This window comes from Staphylococcus lloydii (genome assembly GCF_015775975.1).
Taxonomy (GTDB): domain Bacteria; phylum Bacillota; class Bacilli; order Staphylococcales; family Staphylococcaceae; genus Staphylococcus; species Staphylococcus lloydii.
Genome location: NZ_CP064056.1, coordinates 2378640 through 2396159 on the forward strand (window position 1 = coordinate 2378640; position 17520 = coordinate 2396159).

Annotated in this window: 19 protein-coding genes and 1 pseudogene; 8 read left to right on the forward strand and 12 right to left on the reverse strand. The window is 32.1% G+C overall.

What is annotated here, in order from left to right; translation table 11 throughout:
• Positions 1 to 94 precede the first annotated feature (94 nt).
• Together ISP08_RS11720 and ISP08_RS11725 are read right to left on the reverse strand one after the other, a co-directional pair.
• Positions 95 to 835, reverse strand: a complete 741-nt coding sequence (locus tag ISP08_RS11720) for an alpha/beta hydrolase (protein WP_195718729.1) — start codon at positions 833 to 835, stop codon at positions 95 to 97.
• A gap of 59 nt (positions 836 to 894) precedes the next feature.
• Positions 895 to 2106 carry a CynX/NimT family MFS transporter gene (locus ISP08_RS11725; RefSeq protein ID WP_195718730.1) on the reverse strand — a complete coding sequence of 404 codons (1212 nt, stop codon included), beginning with the start codon at positions 2104 to 2106 and terminating at the stop codon, positions 895 to 897.
• Positions 2107 to 2375: 269 nt separating this feature from the next.
• Between ISP08_RS11725 and ISP08_RS11730 the strand changes: the two genes are divergently transcribed.
• On the forward strand, positions 2376 to 3818 hold the full coding sequence (locus ISP08_RS11730; protein WP_195718731.1) for an MDR family MFS transporter: 1443 nt from the start codon (positions 2376 to 2378) through the stop codon (positions 3816 to 3818).
• Between the two features lie 172 nt (positions 3819 to 3990).
• The gene (locus ISP08_RS11735) at positions 3991 to 4470 is read left to right on the forward strand and encodes a DUF805 domain-containing protein (protein WP_195718732.1); all 480 of its coding nucleotides are present in this window, start codon (positions 3991 to 3993) and stop codon (positions 4468 to 4470) included.
• A 248-nt stretch (positions 4471 to 4718) separates the two neighbouring features.
• Here the strand turns inward: ISP08_RS11735 and ISP08_RS11740 are convergent, their stop codons facing one another.
• The gene (locus ISP08_RS11740) at positions 4719 to 5699 is read right to left on the reverse strand and encodes a ketoacyl-ACP synthase III (protein WP_195718733.1); all 981 of its coding nucleotides are present in this window, start codon (positions 5697 to 5699) and stop codon (positions 4719 to 4721) included.
• A 241-nt stretch (positions 5700 to 5940) separates the two neighbouring features.
• Here ISP08_RS11740 and ISP08_RS11745 point away from each other — a divergent pair, with 241 nt between their 5' ends.
• Positions 5941 to 6426, forward strand: coding sequence for a GNAT family N-acetyltransferase (locus ISP08_RS11745; protein WP_195718734.1), 486 nt, complete (start codon positions 5941 to 5943; stop codon positions 6424 to 6426).
• Positions 6427 to 6495: 69 nt separating this feature from the next.
• Here ISP08_RS11745 and ISP08_RS11750 read toward each other — a convergent pair whose 3' ends face one another.
• Both ISP08_RS11750 and ISP08_RS11755 read right to left on the reverse strand, forming a co-directional pair.
• On the reverse strand, positions 6496 to 7179 hold the full coding sequence (locus ISP08_RS11750) for a hypothetical protein (protein ID WP_244138699.1): 684 nt from the start codon (positions 7177 to 7179) through the stop codon (positions 6496 to 6498).
• Between the two features lie 581 nt (positions 7180 to 7760).
• Entirely contained in the window at positions 7761 to 8288 is a 528-nt protein-coding gene (locus ISP08_RS11755) for a VOC family protein (RefSeq protein ID WP_195718736.1), read from the reverse strand.
• Between the two features lie 298 nt (positions 8289 to 8586).
• Here ISP08_RS11755 and ISP08_RS11760 point away from each other — a divergent pair, with 298 nt between their 5' ends.
• The 5 genes and pseudogenes from ISP08_RS11760 (at position 8587) to ISP08_RS11775 (ending at position 11087) form a co-directional block, all read left to right on the forward strand.
• Positions 8587 to 8757 carry a hypothetical protein gene (locus ISP08_RS11760; protein ID WP_195718737.1) on the forward strand — a complete coding sequence of 57 codons (171 nt, stop codon included), beginning with the start codon at positions 8587 to 8589 and terminating at the stop codon, positions 8755 to 8757.
• Positions 8758 to 8841: 84 nt separating this feature from the next.
• Positions 8842 to 9048, forward strand: a complete 207-nt coding sequence (locus ISP08_RS11765) for a hypothetical protein (protein WP_195718738.1) — start codon at positions 8842 to 8844, stop codon at positions 9046 to 9048.
• Between the two features lie 171 nt (positions 9049 to 9219).
• Positions 9220 to 10356, forward strand: a complete 1137-nt coding sequence (locus ISP08_RS11770; RefSeq protein ID WP_195718739.1) for a CapA family protein — start codon at positions 9220 to 9222, stop codon at positions 10354 to 10356.
• Positions 10357 to 10381: 25 nt separating this feature from the next.
• A pseudogene (locus ISP08_RS12905) lies at positions 10382 to 10521 on the forward strand (tyrosine-type recombinase/integrase); the annotation flags it as partial.
• Between the two features lie 119 nt (positions 10522 to 10640).
• On the forward strand, positions 10641 to 11087 hold the full coding sequence (locus tag ISP08_RS11775; RefSeq protein ID WP_195718740.1) for a helix-turn-helix domain-containing protein: 447 nt from the start codon (positions 10641 to 10643) through the stop codon (positions 11085 to 11087).
• Between the two features lie 267 nt (positions 11088 to 11354).
• Here ISP08_RS11775 and ISP08_RS11780 read toward each other — a convergent pair whose 3' ends face one another.
• The 7 genes from ISP08_RS11780 to guaB all read right to left on the reverse strand — a co-directional run bounded on the left by ISP08_RS11780 (position 11355) and on the right by guaB (position 17503).
• Positions 11355 to 11762: a DUF2871 domain-containing protein gene (locus ISP08_RS11780; protein ID WP_195718741.1), complete on the reverse strand. Its 408-nt coding sequence runs from the start codon at positions 11760 to 11762 to the stop codon at positions 11355 to 11357.
• Between the two features lie 35 nt (positions 11763 to 11797).
• On the reverse strand, positions 11798 to 12652 hold the full coding sequence (locus tag ISP08_RS11785; protein ID WP_195718742.1) for a ferric reductase-like transmembrane domain-containing protein: 855 nt from the start codon (positions 12650 to 12652) through the stop codon (positions 11798 to 11800).
• Between the two features lie 39 nt (positions 12653 to 12691).
• On the reverse strand, positions 12692 to 13006 hold the full coding sequence (locus ISP08_RS11790; RefSeq protein WP_195718743.1) for a DMT family transporter: 315 nt from the start codon (positions 13004 to 13006) through the stop codon (positions 12692 to 12694).
• A gap of 1 nt (position 13007) precedes the next feature.
• Positions 13008 to 13355: a DMT family transporter gene (locus tag ISP08_RS11795; protein ID WP_195718744.1), complete on the reverse strand. Its 348-nt coding sequence runs from the start codon at positions 13353 to 13355 to the stop codon at positions 13008 to 13010.
• A 57-nt stretch (positions 13356 to 13412) separates the two neighbouring features.
• Entirely contained in the window at positions 13413 to 13988 is a 576-nt protein-coding gene (locus ISP08_RS11800; RefSeq protein ID WP_244138700.1) for a TetR/AcrR family transcriptional regulator, read from the reverse strand.
• A gap of 486 nt (positions 13989 to 14474) precedes the next feature.
• Positions 14475 to 16016, reverse strand: coding sequence for a glutamine-hydrolyzing GMP synthase (guaA, locus tag ISP08_RS11805; protein ID WP_195718745.1), 1542 nt, complete (start codon positions 16014 to 16016; stop codon positions 14475 to 14477).
• Between the two features lie 20 nt (positions 16017 to 16036).
• Positions 16037 to 17503 carry an IMP dehydrogenase gene (gene guaB, locus ISP08_RS11810; protein WP_048794491.1) on the reverse strand — a complete coding sequence of 489 codons (1467 nt, stop codon included), beginning with the start codon at positions 17501 to 17503 and terminating at the stop codon, positions 16037 to 16039.
• Positions 17504 to 17520: the final 17 nt, after the last annotated feature.

The window sequence follows — 17520 nt, forward strand, 5'->3', positions numbered from 1 at the left end:
GTTAGAAAAGTAAAAAATCACCAAAAGTTTCCGTTGTTATGAATAAAAAAAAGCAGAGTGAATATTCACTCTGCTTGTCGTCATTAATTCTCTATTAATTAAATTGCGCTAAAAAAGCTAATGTATCTTGTTCAACTGCTTCCTTACCTTTGCCTTGCGTCATTAAATGGTGGGCTAAGTCATAACCTTTAATCGACTTTTCAGAATGCTGAATTTGTTTATAAATATAATTAGCACTTTTCTCATATGAAAGTTCATCTTCTTTACCATACTTGATCGCAATTGGAACATCTATATGTTTAACATTAGACATAATATCATCAACCATACGCTTAAACTCATATAAACCTGCTTCATATTGAGGGATTAATTCAATTTGTCGATTAATTTCGTCATTATCTAAACCAATAAGTTGCCCCATACGTGAACCATAATGTCTTAGACGCATTTCTAAACTTGCATCATCTTTTTTATATGGCGTAGACATGGCTACTACTGAGTGTACTTTTTGTTCCTCAGCAAGTTTTAAAGATAATAGGCCACCTAACGAGACACCTAATACTGTAATTTTTTTATATCCTTCATTTTTTAATTGTTGGTAACCTGCTAATGCATCTTGCCACCAATCTTGTATGGTATACTGCATTAACTCCGAAATCATTAGTCCATGTCCTCGATATGCAGGTACTAAGCAAGTATAACCAGCTTTATTTAGTTTAGTGGCTAACAATTTTACGTCCCTCACTGTTCCAGTAAATGAATGTAATAATAATACTGCATGTTGCGCGTCTTCATTTTCTAAATAAATTGGGTTAGGTTCTTTTACTTTAATCATTTTTATTTGTCACTCCATGTTAGTAAGTCAAAAATTAAGTATACATCTTTATGAAATTATTATTGCTGATCCTCAATCACTTTATTTTTAGCAGTTGGATAACCAAATATTAGTACGAGTACCGCCATCGTTATCAAAGCTATAATTGCTGAATTCCAATCTCCCGTTGTATCGTGCAACCAACCTACAAAAAATGGTCCTACTGCAGCTATCAAATAACCAATAGATTGTCCAAAACCTGACAAGGCTATACTACCTTTACTAGTACGGGCACGAATAGAGAAAAATGTCATACAAAGGCTAAAGCACGCGCCCATTGCCAATCCTATAATGAGGATACCTATCACTAAGAATATTAAAGCATGTGTAAAGAATAGACAGTATCCAGTAATAAATAAAAACGCAATTATAATAACTAATATTCTTTGGTCCTTCAATTTAGATGCCAATATAGGAAAAACAAAAGTCATGGGTACTTGTGCAAATTGACTTAGCATAAATAAGTAACCTGCAGTACTTGGGCTTAAACCACGATCTATCAAAATAGTAGGCATCCAAGCCACATTTGTATAAAAAATCATCGATTGAAATGCCATTACCATAGCTACCGTCCATGCTAATTTTGATTTAAGTACTTTAACTTTTTTATTACTATCTGGTTGTTTTGATTGATTGATATGATCTCGCTGTTCACTTTTGACGCCTTTACTCACGTTAGGCAACCACAGTGCCAAAGCAATAATACCAAATACAATCCAAAATGCTAATGAAACACGGAAGCCTAATGAGGTCATTTGAGACAATGGCACACTCGCTCCTCCGCCTATCCCAGCAGTGAAATTCATTGTCCCACTATACATCCCAGTCGCAATACCTATTTGAGCCGGGAACGACCATTTGACGTAACTTGGTAATACGACGTTACCAAAAGCAATCGCTATACCTAACAATATCGTCCCAATTATAAATAAATTGAAATCTCCTAACACCCTTATGATTAGCGCTATTATTAATAATAGCGTACTGTAAACGATCGTACGTGACATCGTTAACTTATCAACTACTTTTGATACCACAGGCGAAACTATAGCAAATACGAGTAATGGTATTGTTGTTAAAATACCTGCAACACTATTATTAATATGCATCGCATCTTTTATGTGCTCTATAACTGGACCAACTGAAGTTAAGGGCGCACGTAATGTAGAAGCTACGAACACAATCGCAAAGACGATTGCCCAATTTTTAGTTATTTTAGCTGACTCATCCATGCTACTCCTCCAATTTATATGTAAACTCTATTTTTATTTATTATAAAATTCATCATTGTCACACTTATACTGCTTTGAAAACACTTAACATTTTTTTACTTATATACACTCTATTTTAAACTTTTATTCCTCTTTTTCTAACCCATAACTTTAATGTTTTAAAAATTCTAATAATTTTTATATTAGTTTTTAAAACCAACAGGTTTGCTTTGCTAACTAAAAAGCGTTAAAATTTATACTTGTGAAGTTTTAGAAAAGAGGTAATGTTTATGTCGTCCGAAATGATATCGACTAAAAAAAGAAATACAATTATTTTAGTAATGCTTGGCAGTGCCTTCGTTGCAATGCTTAACCAAACATTACTTAACACTGCTTTACCAGCTATTACAACTGGGTTAAAGATTGATGAAACGACTGCCCAGTGGCTTATCACAGGATTTATGTTAGTCAATGGGATTATGATTCCATTAACTGCTTTTCTAATGGATCGATTCCACACGCGACCATTATATATTTTCTCGATGAGTGCCTTTTTAATCGGCTCCATTTTGGCAGCCTTCTCTCCTACCTTTAGTTTACTGATGGTAGCCAGAGTAATTCAAGCTATTGGCGCTGGTTTGTTACTTCCGTTAATGCAATTTACAGTATTTACTTTGTTCCCTTCCGAAAAACGTGGCTTCGCGATGGGTCTTACTGGTATTGTTGCACAATCAGCACCAGCTATCGGACCAACACTTACAGGGTTCTTAATTGATACATTTAGTTGGAGAGCACCTTTTATCGTTGTTGCGACAATAGCAATTATCGCATTTATTATAGGTATCATCTTTGTAGAAAGTAATAACACTACAAAACATAGAGAATTAGATAAGACATCTGTCGTCTATTCTACATTAGGATTTGGTCTAATGTTGTATGCCTTTAGTAGTGCAGGTAACTTAGGCTTTAATTCACCTATCGTTATTATTTCATTAATTGTCGGTTTAGTCATTGTTGGTATCTTTGTAACTAGACAAATTAAGATCGATAATCCTTTATTAAATTTAAACGTATTCGCCAATAGAACTTTTGCATTATCATCAGTAAGTTCAATGATTCTATTTATCGGTATCGTTGGGCCAGCATTATTAATCCCTATTTATATCCAATCTGGTTTAGGTTTATCTGCAATCCTTTCAGGTTTTGTTATCTTACCCGGCGCGGTTGTAAATGCATTTATGTCAGTCTACACAGGAAAAATTTATGATAAATACGGTTTGAAAGTATTGGCTATTCCTGGTTTTATACTATTGATAATAATGACAATATTACATTGTTTCTTATCATCAAACACACCTTATTGGTACGTTGTCGTAATATATGCAATAAGAATGTTTTCAGTAGCTTTAATCATTATGCCTTTAAATACGAAAGGTGTTAATTCACTAAATGCCGAAAATATCTCTCATGGTACAGCTATTATGAACTTCTTACGTATTATGGCAGGTGCAATTGGTACGGCAGTTATGATTACTATTTTAGCCATCGTTAGAAAAAGTTATGCAGCTCAACATGCGATGACAGAAAGCAAAACAGTGATGAATCAGCACGCAACAGTACAAGGTATAGATGCTGCATTTATCTTTACAACTATCTTATTAATCATTGGATTTATTTGTACATTACTTATAAAAAACGACAAAAAACAAACGTCTCTTACTACAAATAAATAAATTAAGACCACACACCTATATAGTGGTGTGTGGTCTTTTTAAATGTTTCATACGAAACATTGTTATAAACTATTAATAATCACTTTTTTAATTTATAATAATTTGGTATATTAGTGTAAACGTATTATTATTTAACACAATATAAATTATTTACAAATAAGGTGGCTACTATATGTTACATTACTATAAGTTATACTGGCTTAACGCTTTAAAAATTCATGGTAGGGCTCGACGTAAGGAATTTTGGTATCCTATATTAGCTACATTAATTATTGAAATTGTAGCAAGCATACTTAATTCAGTATTACCATTACCTTCATGGTTGACTTATACAATAGCTACTGTATTTTCAATTGTGAATTTAGTGCCTAGCTTTACAGTGACTGTAAGACGGTTTCACGATTTAGATATGACGATGAAAATACCTGTTATTTTATTTGTATTTTCAATTTTAGCTGACATTAACGATTTAATACCAAGTATAAATATTGATTTTACTTTTAATAATGTGATTAATATAATTATTGCTGTTATCTTCATCGTTATAGTTGCTGCATTCTTAATATTAGGTATTATCTCTCTTGCAGTGTGTTGTACGAGAGGTAATGAACAATCAAATAAATACGGCATTAACCCTAAATATGTAAATTAGGTACAGTCATTACGTCTATTCATTCTTGTTGATGGCACACATATGGATACAAAAGCGGGCCCGATGAAACGGGTCCGCTTCTTCTTATTATTTAATAACACTAACACCTAGTCACCTTTTACATTATAGTCTGTACACTTACGCCTTCACTGTAACTAGTATGAAAAACGCCATATAGTGCTACTACAGTAATGCTTTTGAATTTTTCAAGCAAAGAAATTAGAAACCGCATGTCTTTAGTTTTTAATTTATAAGGTCCATTTAATTAATGTCGAAGCATAAGCAAGTCCTCCACCGAAACCGACAAGCATTAATATGTCGCCATTATTAATTTTATTTTCTTGAACAGCTAAATCAATAGCAAGCGGTATTGTAGCTGATGATGTATTGCCATAATAAGCCAGACTCATGAGTGCTTTTTCTTTAGTAATATTAGCTTTATCACAAATTGACTCAATCATTCTAGCATTGGCACTATGTGGCACAAACCAATCTATATCTTCTTTGTTATAATCACTCTTATTGATTGTTTCGTCGATGATATTTGGGACATTGCCAACCGCCCATTTATATACTCCGCGACCATTTTGAACAATATTGCCTTCATTTTCTAATTGTTCGCCAAACATTTCTTGAGATAATTCACTGCAATATAAATTATGGCCTTTGTCGCCATCAGATCCTGATGTACTCGCAATAAAACTCGCTTCGGTTTCGCTATATTCTACTAAAAAGGCACCTGCACCATCACCAAACAAAATACATGTGCTTCTATCTTCATAATCAGTAATTTTTGATAATGTCTCAGCACCAATTACTAATATTTTTTTATTTTGACCTGAAGTTATTAATCCATTTGCTAAATTAAGACCGTATGCGAAACCGGCACATGCTGCATTAATATCTAAAGCACCTGCATTTTTAATTCCTAATCTTGCCTGTACATATGAGGCCACGCTAGGCGTTTTATAATCTGGCGTCAAAGTCGCGTTAATAATCATATCAACATCACTTAATTCGACATTATATTTTTGTTGTAAATCCAACACGGCTTTATAACTTATATCACTCGTATACTCGTCTTGTGCAGTAATTCTACGTTCAATTATTCCAGTTCGCTGTTGTATCCATTCGTCTGAAGTCTCTATAATTTTTTCAAAATCTTGGTTAGTCATAATCTTTTGTGGTACATAAGCACCTTGAGCTGTAATCTGTGCACTTGATTTCATTGTCTCACCTTCAATTTTTTCAATATTATTTATAGTGCTCTAATTCATTAATTTAATCATATGCGTCTAATGAGTTCAATTTAGGTTGGGAACCGCTTTTCATTAATTATTGTTATACGCAATGTCATCTCTGTTTTTAATAAAATAAGTGTGTCGTTATTTATTGTCATAATGAAACATATAAGCGTATATTAATAATATGATTTTTCTTTAGAGAATTAAAATTGAAAGGAGTAATAACATGTTTGAATTCAGAAATGCTAAAATAACCGACTTAAACCAAATTTTAGATATTGAAAACGCTGGCTTTACATCAGCCGAAGCCGCTACCAAGAATGCGCTCATTGATAGAATACATAATATTAATGACACTTTTATCGTTGCATTAGATAAGGATAAAATAGCCGGTTATATTAATGGCCCTGTCGTTAGCACAATGTATATTACGGATGACTTATTCGAAACTATACAACCTAATCCATCTGAAGGTGGTTATTTATCTATATTAGGTGTAGTTGTCGCAAAAGAATATAGAGGTCAGGGTTTAGCAGGTCAATTGTTACAACGCTTTGAAAACCTAGCTAAAAAGCACAATAGAAATGGAGTAACTTTAACTTGTAGAGCTTCATTAACATCATTTTATGAAGGATACGGTTATACAAATTATGGTGTCTCAGATTCAACTCATGGTGGTGTTGAATGGTACAACTTAATAAAACTGCTATAAATAGGCATGATACATAAGACTAGGATTGTCGTTATGTATCATGCTTTTTATAAATAATAACTTTTTACGTTACTGTTGTTGGTATTTTATTTTACTAGCTAACTGGGCTACTTGTTCATTATCAGTTGGCTTAATTTTAACTGTTTGAATATTTTTAGAAATTGCTTCTTTAGTTGCTTGTTCTGTTTTACTACTATCATTTTGAGAAGAATCAACCCAATTGTATGGAATATTTTTATACACATTAATTGTGCCATCTCCATTACTACTATACGTAACAGAACCTCCGGCTTTCATTGGTGCAGCTAATTTCACAACATCTTCTGGATAAACCGCACTATTTTTCACGTTTGGATTAACTTTACTTCCTTTAGCAATCTTAGTTACATTAAGTTCGTTCATACCTTCCATGTTGTTTTTCAATGGCCCTAATTGATTCCAAACACGTGCATACTCAATTTCTTCCGAATTGGATTGAGTTAAATGGCTTTTTTTACTTTGAGCTGCTTTATTATCGTTTTGAGCATCATGAGTATTGCTATTTTCTTTATTGTCGTTTTGAGCATCATGAGTGTTGCTACTTTCTTTATTATCCTGACTAGATTTATGCTTGTTACTATCATGTTGCTTACTTTGAGTATTATCCTTCTCTTCATTTTGATGCTTATCTTTGCTTTGAGAATTATCATTACCACAACTAGCCAACATAATCGCTGATAAAGTTAGCGTTACTAGTATACTAAATTTCCTCACAATCATTTCCTCCCTGATAATATCATTGTGTAAAACATAACATATTTTCAATTAAATAACGATCACTCTTAAAATCAATCCCGTTATAACTTTGCTTACGTTAAAGTTTTTAATATAAAAACCGACTTTAATATTGAAAAAATTAAAAAATAATTCCTATTTAGTAAATTTCAGAAAGTTTTTATTTTCTATTATGTAGTAAAATTAAACCAATAGAGAGAAAAGATACAATTTACATTACACTAGATAATCCGTAAATTGTTTGCATTATCAAAAAATCATGAAATGGGGTGAAGCTTGAACACAACGTATTATGTTGTGATTTCTAAGAAATTATTTCTATAGATTTTTAGTTTCACAAATAGCTAATAAGTAATATGCCCTTTTGATAATACTTGCATTTCCTCTTTATAATGCCACAAAATATAATACCCTCTACACCATATCCCTTTTCTCACCCTCTTTTTTAGTCCAACAGTATTATCCCTTTATAACTTATACAATTACTTTTTTAGTTTATTAATGCGTGGTGTTCATTAAAAAAATAGCCCCTCAAGCTTCTGCTCGAGGGGTTTTTTTAATTAATTTGTTTCATCTGGAATAAAGACTGTACTTTCACTATCTTCAGGATAATAATAGCCATTTGGTATTGCCTGTAGTTCAATCAAACTACGCCACGGCGATTCCACATAAACACTACTACTGCCCTTACTATCTTCATATCTAGAGTTATCATGTTTTTCTGATAACGGCTTTGCTCCTGCACTTTCAGCATCTTGAATCGCTTGATCCATATCCTCTACAAATAACGAAATATGGTTATAACCTAAATCTTCTAATTCTAATGGATCAGCTTGATTACTACTTTCAATTTCAAACATTTCTATATTGGCACCGTGGCCAATCACAATCATTCGTTGTTTAACAATCTTGGCACCTTGCGAGAGGCCTAACTGTCTTTCAACTTCTGCACCTTCCCTAGGTTCATCACCATAACTCAATCCATCATATGCTACCTTAGCACCAAATGCTTTTTTAAAAAATTGCGTTGCTGCATCGATACTAGGTACTGTTAGACCTACATGATTAATACCTCTTACATTTCCCATAATTATTACCCCTACCTTTAATCTTTATATGATTTTTATACCCGGCAAGGCAATGTATATGCGATTGGCCTATTTAATTTATTATCACAAATTAAAATTAGTAGCACTCAATTTATATATTTAAATAAACTATAATGTTTATATGGTCTTGATTTTTTAACTGGTTATGATATGTTCAAAAAGAAGTTTAAAACTAAAAATCTACTTGGTGAAATTCAAAAAGAGACCAAATTAATCTAAACAAACCAATTATTTTAGCTAAACCTAGCTCATCAAATTTTGATTTGAAAGGATTAATATGAAAATAGTTATTTCAATTATATTATGGTTAGTACTCTCATTTTTGATATATTACTTTATTTTTAGTAACTTTGACGAACAATTTGCAAATATACTCGTCTCTGTTTTAGTAGCGATTAGTTCATTATTATTTGGAACTTATTTAGGTAAATTATTTAAAGAAAAATAATTTCTAAACTACCATTAAAAGTTAGCAAACGTAAATTGTTCAAAAGTAAGGAAAAGAAATAGGATTATTTTAAAGGGGGATAAAATGAGTAAAGCACTGATGATACATCATACAATCAACATTATACTTATGATTATATTATTCATATTGAATTTCACTCATATAGGTGGAACTGTAGCATTAGTAATTTTAGCAATTTTATTTGTAATAAACAGCTCATTGTTAATCAGATCAAACAAGAAACAAGTTGAAAAAAATGGCGTTACTATAGATGACTATAATAGGAAGTAATATAACTTAAATTAGAGGGATATTATGTAGTTTGGCAAGTACAAATAAGATTGCAACTATATAATTTTATATATCCCTCTTTTATGTGTATCTATATTTGCGCCAGCAATATTTATTTGATTTACAGATTTAAGAAAAAAAGAACATTGTTTTATAGCTAAGGAGTCAGTCATGAAAAAACTTTTAGTCGTTATTTCAACCCTAATTATTTTAGCAGTAATAGTCGTTGGTTTTTCTTTACCAAAAGATAGTAAAAATTTAAAGGTTGTTGCGGTTGGTGACAACCTTATACACCCGGTAGTTTATAATGATGCAAAGGTAGGTAAAAATACTTTTGATTTCAAACCAATGTATAGCCATATTAAACCTTATATACATAATAGTGATGTCGCATATATAAATCAAGAATCACCTTTAGGTGGTGATGATATACCTTATTCTGGTTTTAAGCGATTTAACACGCCTAGTTCAATATCAAAAGACGTGATTGATACAGGATTCAACTTAATTAACGGGTCAAATAATCATGCTCTTGACCAAGGAACGGAAGGTTTAAGAAATAATATTGATGTATGGAAAAAATATCAAACAAACGCATTATTTACTGGAGTGTTCGATTCAAAGAAAGAAAGAGATAAGACGCCAATATTAAATAAAAAAGGCACCAAAATATCTATGCTTAGTTATACATTTGGTACAAATGGTTTGAAGCCAGATCACCCTTATCAAATAAATTATATAAACAAACAAAATATGAGCAAAGATATCGCAAAAGCTAAAAAGAAAAGTGACGTTGTCATGGTTTCTATGCATTGGGGTAATGAAGGCAGTCACCAACCAAACTCAAAACAAAAAGACATTGCTGACTTTTTAGCAAAGAAAAATGTCGACGTTGTCATAGGAATGCATCCCCACGTAATACAACCAGTCGAATGGAAAAAAGGGACAAATGGTCATAAAACATTAGTCGCTTATTCACTTGGTAATTTTTTAAATGGACAAGAAACCGGTACCACTAGTAATGATTTAGGCGGAAGTATTGAATTTGACATTGATAAAAAAGAAAATAAAAACAAAATCAAAAATGTAAAATGGCGCTCTATCGTTAACCATTATGAAATTAAAGACCCTTCTGATTTAGATACCAGACATAATTTTAAACTTTATATGTTAGATGATTACACTGACAAATTATCCAATAAACATGGCAGAAATCATAAAAAACATGGCAACATGGATAAATCTCGATTAGAGCACATCACAAAAGATGTAATTGACAATAAATATTTAGATAGTAAAAGTTATTAAATAATATCTTTAGTGTATTTAATAATCACATCTTGGCTTATCTCTGAAACCGATAATGAAAGACGTAGGTCACACTGACCATATAAGACTCCCTTACAAATTTATAGTTATGTAACTGAGCAAATGGGTAAAGATATGATGAATAAATTAGAGAAAATACAATAAAAATATTCTTGTAAAACGTATCACATCAATAATGCAACTATATAGTTACACATTGCTACTAGAACGCTCTTACATAATCTGTCATCATCATTTAAATTCATCAATAAGGGGGAAGGAAAATGAAATTTCATAGCAAATTAAAAGAAGAAAGAAAAAGACTTAACTTATCTCAAGACGATTTAGCACAAAAGTTAAATATAAGTAGACAATCGATTTCAAAATGGGAACGTGAAAAAGGTTATCCAAATATTGAAACACTTATCGAGTTAAGTAAAATTTTCGATATAACTATTGATGAATTACTCAAAGGAGATGATTTTTTGACAGATAAAATTATCAAAGATAGTAAAAAACTCAAACATCCTATTTTATTTAATGTAGGTGAACTGATAGGGCTATTAGGATTAATTTTATTAATAACTACTTTTGTACTAAAAGCTATTACACTTGCTACTAATCATGAAGTACTACCATTCCTTCAAGGAGCTTTGCCCGTTACAATTGCAATCATTTTGATGTTAATTAGTTGGTTAACATACGAATTATTTGGTAAAAGCTATAAATAAATTTGCTTAAATTTTATAACATTTTCTTAATCTGCCCCTTTTTTACATTTCAACACACAAAAACACCCCCTTAAGCCTGTGCTTAAGGGGGCATTATTTTATTTCTTTATGTCCCAATCAGTCTTAAATTTGATTTTATAGATAATGTTTTATGTTTATACTAACTATATAATAGTGCTTATAACATATTAAGTTGATTTTGCTTTTTAATGGATCTCCCTTATTTCAATTCTACAAACTATGCTTTTCTTATTTTGCAAATCAATCTTATTTCTTATCAATATTTTTCCCTAATAAAATAAAGAAAAAGACAAATGCTATAGATAATAATATGTGACCTAAACCTGCAATACCAGCAATAGCTGGACTTACACTTAATTGTTTAATTGTAGAGATGCCATTTACAAATTGCATTGCTACAGTTACAAGTAAACCTAAGTGATATATATAAAAGAAGCTATTAAATAATTTCTTGTTTTTTGTCAATTTAAATTGTGCTTCAATAACCATGAATATTAAAAACATAATCGTTCCTAATACTAGTAAATGTGTGTGAACAATGTTTAATTGGGAGAAATCACTAAAATTTTCAGCTTTAGTCATCTCTCTATAAAATAGTCCACTTAACAACCCTAATATAGTATATAGCACTGAACTGTACATTAATTTTTTCATAATAATACCTCCTGTATTTAATTATTGATTTATTTTTAAGTCATTGAAAGAAACCCAGTATTCCCTGTTAATATAATAATAAAAACTATGATTATAGCTCCTCCACATAGGCCAACCATTCCATAACGGATTATTCGATTCCAAAAATATCCATTTTTGGTATACTTTTTTTTACTAATTGAAGACTTCAAAAGTCGTCTAATCAAAAGTAATAATAGTGGAATTTGAAGAATCCATATGAATGGCTCAACCCAAGAATAATAAGAAATATTAGTACCCAAAACTAAAGTGTGCCATAAAGATAGTATATAAATAAGTAAAGTAAACCTATGTGCAAACAACCAAGCTTTTGTACTTAATTTGCTTCTTAAATAGAAAGTAGGACCTAGTAATATTGCAAGGTAGAAGCCGAAGATACCTAAATTATAACTAAAATTACCACCTTCCCATGGTGCCTGCCATGGAATAAAAGATGTTATAAAACTATCTCCCATATTATTAAAAGATGTAGCCACTGCATGAACAAGGATCATTCCGATTACTAGTAGCGATATTTGTCGATGTAAACTATTTATCTTTGCTTTTTTAATCGGTAGCCACTTTATTCCTTTGCTGGACGTCATAAGCCCCAATAATACACTTAAATATGACCAAAACAACGCTATTATTCCTGATGCTTGTAGAATCGGATATGACCAATACACACCCATTTGTGCCATATTCATATCAGGCATTGCGAATTCAGCTGGGCTTAAACCTTGGGATTGACGTATAAAAATAAAAATGAATAAAGGCGTAAACATCAATATACTTAACCACACTACTATCATGCCAGACCAAAATGTTCTTTCATCAATCTTTTTTCTTTTTATTTTCTTAGCATCCATCACACTACTCCCCCCTTTTTTATAAATTTAATTTTCAAGTAATTACGAAACAATTTTAAGGCCTATTACTCCTATAACTATTATGAAAAGGCCTATTATTCGCACAATATTTTTAGATTCATTAAAGAACAACATATTAATCAAAACAGCAGAAGCAGTTCCTAAACCAATCCAAACAGCATAAGCTATACTAATCTGAAGATAATTGAAGGAAATATAAAGAAAAATAAAAGCTCCGGAAAATCCTCCACTAAAGAACATTAAATTAGTAACACTTTTTTTATAAGTAAACTTTTTTAAGCCAACAACGCCAATTATTTCAAATATTGCTGCAATAAAAACGTATAGCCAACCCATTTCAATTACTTCCTTCTTTTGGAGATTTCTCTGTTTTATTATCTGCAAAATTTAATATTATTACGCCAATAACTATGACAATCATAAAAAATACTTTTATAAAATTAATACTTCCACCAAATATAAAAATATCCATGAATGCAGTTCCCAATGTGCCAAAAGCAGCAAAAACAGCATAAACAGTTCCAGTTGGTAACTTTTCGCATGCTTTTGAAAGAAAAGTAAAATCTAAAATAATAATCAGTATTATAATTGGCCAATGCCACCAACTGCTAGCAACATTAAATCCAAAAATCCATAATACTTCAAATAAAGCCGTTAGTTTAACGTAATACCAAGCTTTATTCATACAATCTCTCCTAAAAAATCAAAAATGACTGACTGTCAGTCATTTTACTATAAAAATTTATATTTTCAAACCGTTAAGTAAAAATTTTTCTAATTCTTTTTTATATTCTTTAACATTGTCTATTTCTTCTCTATCATAAATGTGGATTTGTTCTGCTGATGATTCAATGGCACCTACAATAATTTTAGCAGTATATTTAATATTAATTGTTGAATTAATTAATCCACCCTTTTTAGCACTCATTAATAAGCTTTCTATCCAATCATACAAAGGCTTATATATACTTTCCCAGTCCCCTATAAACTGTGTTTGAGTTAGTCCAGAGTATACTAACATTGTAAGTTCTTTATATTCATTCGTTACATTAAAAATAACATTAATAATTTGTTTGATTTGTTGATCAATTGAAGAACTATCAACTTCGCTTTTTAATTCATTTATTATTTTATTAACCATTACTTCTGCAATAGACGGCATAACTGCTAATTTAGACGAAAAATATAAATAAAAAGTGCCCTGAGCAATATTAGCTTCTTTTACAATGTCAGATACATTGGCTTTATCTATACCTTTTTCACAAAATATATCAATAGCAGCTTGCACAATTTTTTCTTTCTTATTTATGATAATCACAACCTTCAAACATTTTTATTAGTCAAAGTTACACGTTTATTTTTGTCACCTTATATTTTAAGGGTGTAACTGTCTTTAGCGGATTCTATTCATCAAATACTTACATGCTTTGATTGTTAAATAATCCATTCGATATTATATGATATTTCTACTCATATAAATATTCAATCATACACTAATACAAAAGACATATTCAATTTGAGTTTTTAATAGACTAACAGATGAAGAAATAAATAATTTCAAATTAAAGCATAATATATTTCACGTAAAAATATCAACTAAGAGAAACGTATTATGAAGAAAAATTTCAATGGGTAATGTTCTAGACAACAGTTAATCTATGGTGTTAATAAAAAGCATAATCATTACAAAATTCATCTTATAAAAATATAGATTAAGAAACTCTATTCACAAAGTTAGCATATTTTCAACACACAAAAACACCCCCTTAAGCCTGTGCTTAAGGGGGTAATTCATTCTATCCTATTATTCCCACTCAATTGTGCTTGGTGGCTTAGAAGTTACGTCATAGACTACGCGGTTAACGTGGTCTACTTCGTTAACGATACGGCTTGAGATTTTTTGTAAGACTTCCCAGTCGATACGGGCAAAGTCACTTGTCATACCATCGATAGATGTCACTGCACGGATACCTACTGTGTGGTCATACGTACGGTAGTCTCCCATGACACCGACTGACTGGATGCCTGGTAATACAGTAAAGTATTGCCATATTTCACGTTCAAGACCTTCCTCACGGATAACTTGACGTAAGATAGCATCAGATTCTCTAACGATTTCTAATTTATCTTCAGTGATTTCACCTAATACACGAATACCAAGTCCTGGACCTGGGAATGGCTGTCTCCAAACTAAGTGTTCAGGAATACCTAATTCAATCCCTAATTCACGTACTTCATCTTTAAATAACGTGTTGATTGGTTCTATAAGTTGGAATTCCATGTCTTCAGGTAAGCCACCTACGTTGTGGTGTGATTTAATCGTCTGAGCTGTTTTTGTACCTGATTCGATAACGTCAGTATATAGTGTGCCTTGTGCAAGGAAGTCTACACCTTGTAACTTAGATGCTTCATCATCGAAAACATATACGAATTCATTACCAATTATTTTACGTTTTTGTTCTGGATCTGAAACGCCGGCTAATTTGTTCATGAAACGTTCTTGCGCATTAACACGAATAATATTCATATTAAAGCCTTCACCAAATTGTTCCATAACCATGTCGCCTTCACCTTTACGCAACAGGCCATGGTCAACAAAGATACATGTCAATTGATCACCAATTGCTTTATGAAGCAATACTGCAACGACTGATGAATCAACACCGCCACTCATTGCACATAAGACACGACGGTCGCCAACTTGCTCGCGAATTTTTTCTATTTCGATATCAATAAAGTTTTCCATTGTCCATTCGCCTGTACATTCACACACGCGACGGATAAAGTTACGTAATAAATCATTACCATATTCAGTGTGTCGTACTTCTGGATGGAATTGTACGCCGTAGATACGACGTGATTTATCTTCAATAGCTGCATAATTTGTACTTGGACTATCTGCAATAACCTCGAAACCATCAGGAATTTCGATAACTTTATCAGAGTGACTCATCCAAACATTTTGTTCTTCAGGTAAACCAAAGAATAATTCGTCTGTTTTAGCATTGATAATTGCTTTCCCATATTCACGTTCATTGGCACGTTCAACTTTACCACCTAATAATTTCGTAGTTAGTTGCATACCATAACAAATGCCCAAAATTGGAATACCTAGGTTGTAAATCTCAGGATCAATTGTAAATGAATTTTCTTCATATACTGAATTTGGTCCTCCAGATAAGATAATACCTTTAGGGTTCATTAATTTAATTTCTTCAATAGAAATTTCGTGGTCGTGTAATTCACTATATACGCCCATTTCACGTATACGACGCGTGATTAATTGATTGTATTGACTTCCGAAGTCTAAAACAAGAATTAACTCTTGCTCTTTAGCCATTTCCATAAGTGTTTATCTCCTTTGACTTAGAATGAGTAATTTGGTGACTCTTTAGTAATTTGAACGTCATGTGGGTGACTTTCTGCTAGTCCTGCAGGACCCATACGTGTAAATTGAGCTTCTTCTCTTAATGCTTCTAAGTTTTTAGAACCAGTGTAACCCATACCTGATCTTACACCGCCCATTAATTGATATACAGTGTCTTGTAAAGCACCTTTGAAAGCAATACGTCCTTCGATACCTTCAGGCACGAATTTTTTAGGTGTTTTGTCCTGTTGGAAATAACGGTCATTTGAACCACTTTCCATTGCACCTAATGAGCCCATACCGCGATATACTTTATATTGTCTACCTTGGAATATTTCAGTTTCTCCTGGGCTTTCTTCAGTACCTGCAAGTAGGCTACCTAACATAACTGCGTGGCCACCAGCAGCTAGTGCTTTAATAATATCGCCTGAGAATTTAATACCACCATCTGCGATAATTGTTTTACCGTGTTGACGTGCTTCAGTGGCACAATCATAAACAGCTGTAATTTGAGGAACGCCCACACCTGCTACAACACGTGTTGTACAAATTGAACCAGGTCCAATTCCAACTTTCACTACGTCAGCACCCGCTTCATATAGTGCTTTAGTTGCTGTTGCAGTAGCAACATTACCAGCAATTAATGTAACTTGAGGGAACTTTTCTTTAATATGACGTACTTGTTCAATAACACCTTTTGAATGTCCGTGTGCAGTATCAATAACTAATGCATCCACGCCTGCTTCTACTAATTTTTCTGCACGAATATCAGTGTCTTTCGCAATACCAATTGCTGCACCAACTAATAATCTACCGTGTTCATCTTTAGCTGAGTGAGGGAATTCTAATACTTTTTCGATATCTTTAATAGTGATAAGGCCTTTTAACTTGCCATCTTCAACTAATGGTAATTTTTCGATTTTGTGTTGTTGTAATAAATCTTCTGCTTCCTCTAGTGTCGTACCTACAGGTGCTGTAACTAAATCTTCTTTCGTCATAACATCAGAAATTTTAATTGAAAAGTCTTCGATAAAACGTAAGTCACGGTTTGTAATGATTCCTACAAATTGCTTTTCTTTTTCATTATTAACAATTGGTACACCTGAAATTCGATATTTACCCATAAGCGCTTCTGCTTCGAATACACTTTCTGATGGAGTTAAGTAAAATGGATCAGTAATGACACCATTTTCAGAACGTTTAACTTTTTGGACTTCATCTGCTTGATCTTCGATATTCATATTTTTATGAATAACGCCTAGCCCGCCTTGTCTTGCCATTGCAATTGCCATTTTTGATTCTGTTACAGTATCCATACCTGCAGAAATGACAGGAATGTTTAATTTAATTTTATCTGACAGTTGAACACTTAAATCTACCTCTTTAGGTAAAATATCTGACTCCGCCGGTAATAGTAATACATCATCAAAAGTTAAAGATTCTTTTTCAAACTTGTTTTCCCACATTATTAAGCAGCCTCCAT